The 3,102-nt window shown below is 59.7% G+C and carries 1 protein-coding gene; it reads right to left on the bottom strand.

Annotation, left to right across the window (positions count from 1 at the left end; genetic code table 11):
- On the bottom strand, positions 1 to 3,102 hold a 3,102-nt coding region (locus M1B35_RS31655), incomplete at both ends, for a condensation domain-containing protein (RefSeq protein ID WP_268264047.1).

The raw sequence follows: 3,102 nt of genomic DNA, 5'->3' as shown, positions 1-3,102 counted from the left end.
ACCAGGTACGGCACGACCACCAGGCGACCGCCGTACATCAGTGCACCGAAGATCTCCCACACCGAGAAGTCGAAGGCGTAGGAGTGGAACATCGTCCAGACGTCTTTTTCATCGAAGTGGAACCAGTGCTCGGTGGCCTGGAACAGGCGCATGACGTTGTGGTGCGGCAACAACGTGCCTTTCGGCATGCCGGTGGAGCCGGAGGTGTAAATGATATACGCCAGGTTGGCCGGATCCACCTGCACCGCCGGGTTGGCCGTGCTGTAGGCGGACAAGTCCTGGCCGAGCAACAGGGTCTGGCCTGCGAAAACCGGCAAGCGTTCCTGCAAGTGCGATTGGGTCAACAGCAAGGCAATGCCGCTGTCCTGCATCATGTAGCTCAGGCGGTCTTCCGGGTACTCCGGGTCCAGGGGCACATAGGCGCCACCGGCCTTGAGGATCGCCAGCAAGCCGACGATCATCTCCAGCGAGCGCTCGGTGGCCAGGCCCACCCGGGCTTCCGGCCCCACACCCAACTCGATCAGACGGTGGGCCAACTGGTTGGCGCGGCTGTTGAGCTGCTCATAGGTCAGGTGCTCACTGCCGTAGTTCAAGGCAATGGCCTCGGGCGAGCGCTCAGCCTGCTCGGTGATCCGCTCGTGGATGCAACGGTTGCTCGGGTATTCGGCTTGTTGTGGGTTCCAGTCATGCAGAATCTCGCCACGCTCTGCCACGTCGAGCAAAGGCAGTTCACCCACCCGCTGCTCCGGCGTTGCAACCACTGCTTTCAGCAAATTGAGCCAATGCCCAGCCATTCGTTCGATGGTCGAAGCATCAAACAGATCGGTCGCATAATTGAGCGATACCCCGAAACCTCCTGCCGACTCGACAATATCCAAGGTCAGGTCGAACTGCGCGGTATGGTTGCCACCCGGCAAACCTTCAATGTGTAGCCCGGAAAGACGCTCGACCAACGCTTTCTGCGACTCGTCACGCTGATAGTTGAACAGCACCTGGAACAGCGGGTTGTGACTCATGCTGCGCTCTGGCTGCAGTGCGTCCACCAGTTGATCAAACGGCAAGTCTTGATAACGCTGGGCATCCAATGCCGCTTGCTTGACCTGCTGCAGCAGCTGATTGAAGGTCGGCAAGGCATCGAACTGTGCGCGTAACACTTGGGTGTTGACGAAGAAACCAATCAACCCCTCAGTCTCAAGGCGATTGCGGTTGGCGATCGGCACGCCGACGCGAATATCGGACTGCCCACTGTAACGATGCAGAAGCGTTTGGTAAGACGCCAGCAACAGCATGAACGTCGTCACCCCCTCACGCTTGGCCAACAACTTCAGGTCGTTGGCCAGGGCGTTATCGAATGGTATTTCCAGGCGCGTGCCGCGGTAACTCTGTACCGCTGGGCGTGGGCGATCATGGGGCAACTCGAGAACCGGTTGTTCACTCCCCAACTGCCCTGTCCAATAGGACAACTGACGTTGAAGCTCTCCGGCCGCCATCCAGTTGCGCTGCCATATGGCGTAGTCCACGTACTGGATCGGCAAGGCAGGCAGGTCCACCAAGAGACCCTGGCTGTGGCCGCCATAGAGTTTGATCAGCTCCTCGACCATGATTGGCATTGACCAGCCATCGGCAACGATGTGATGCAAGGTCAAGGTCAGAACATGGTCCTCGGGCGCCAGGCGCAAGAGTTTGGCCCTCAGCAAAGGCCCTTTCTCAAGGTTGAAGGGCCTTGCAGCCTCTGTCTCTACAAAAGATTGAATGGCAACTTCGCACTCATCGGAGCTGAAGCTTGCCACTTCCACCTCAAGATCAATCGTCAGGGATGCCTGAATGAGCTGGAACGTCTGCCCATCGGCCTGAACAAAGGTCGTGCGCAGGGTTTCGTGGCGAGCAATCAGCGCGTTGAAGCTTTGCTTGAGTGCCTCAATATTCAACTGCCCCTTGAGTCGCAGCGCCGTCGGAATATTGTAAGCAGCGCTATGCGGCTCCAGTTGCCAGAGAATCCACTGACGCTGCTGAGCAAAGGAGACGGCCAAAGGCTGGTTGCGCTTCACTGAAACAATCTTCGCAACGGTGTCTGTCTGTCCCTGATCCAGCGCGCTGACAAAACCGGCCAAGTCTGGGTGCTCAAACAAGGTACGCAGGGGGGCTTCGATATTCAGCGCCTGACGGACACGGGAAACCACCTGGGTGGCCAGCAAGGAGTGCCCACCGAGCTCGAAGAAGTTATCGCTCAAGCCCACTTGTTCGATGCCCAGCACTTCCTGCCAAATAGCGGCCATGCCCTGTTCAAGAGCGGTTTGCGGGGCAATATATTGCTGCTGCAATTGCCCGGCATCCGGCGCAGGCAAGGCCTTGCGGTCCAGCTTGCCGTTGGTGGTCAGCGGTAATTGCTCAAGGAACAGCACATGGGCCGGCACCATGTAGTCCGGCAAGTTGTCCTTGAGCTGGGCCTTGAGGGCGTCGCGCTGTTCGGCTTGTACCTGCTGATCGGCGCTGAACCGCATCGGCACGATATAGGCCACCAACTGCTGGCTGCCCAAATTCTCTTGGGCCAGCACCACCGCCTCACGCACACCTTCCTGCTCCAGCAGGCGTGCTTCGATCTCCCCCAGTTCGATCCGGAAACCGCGGATTTTCACCTGATGGTCGATACGACCGATGTACTCGATCACCCCGTCGGCGCGATAACGCGCCAGGTCGCCGGTGCGGTACAGGCGACCGCCTTGCTCACCGAATGGATCGGGGATAAAACGCGTGGCGCTCAGGTCGCCCCGGTTCAGGTAGCCCCGGGCCAGGCCCGCACGGCCGACGTACAGTTCGCCGGTGCAGCCACGCGCCACCGGGTTCAGGTCCGCATCCAGCAGGTACCAGGACAGGTCCGGGATCGGCTCGCCAATCGGGCTTGCAGCGACCTGATCCAGGTCGGCCATGGACAGCGGACGGTAAGTGACGTGCACCGTGGTTTCAGTGATGCCGTACATGTTGATCAACTGCGGGGCCTGGTCGCCGAAACGCTCGAACCAGGGCCGCAGGTTTTCCACTTCCAGGGCTTCGCCACCAAACACGGTGTAACGCAAGGATGACTGCAACGCCGGGTCGGCGGCG

Source organism: Pseudomonas morbosilactucae (assembly GCF_023241665.1).
Lineage (GTDB): Bacteria > Pseudomonadota > Gammaproteobacteria > Pseudomonadales > Pseudomonadaceae > Aquipseudomonas > Aquipseudomonas morbosilactucae.
Note: the sequence above shows the minus strand (reverse complement) of the source record. Positions and strands in the feature narration are given on the sequence as shown.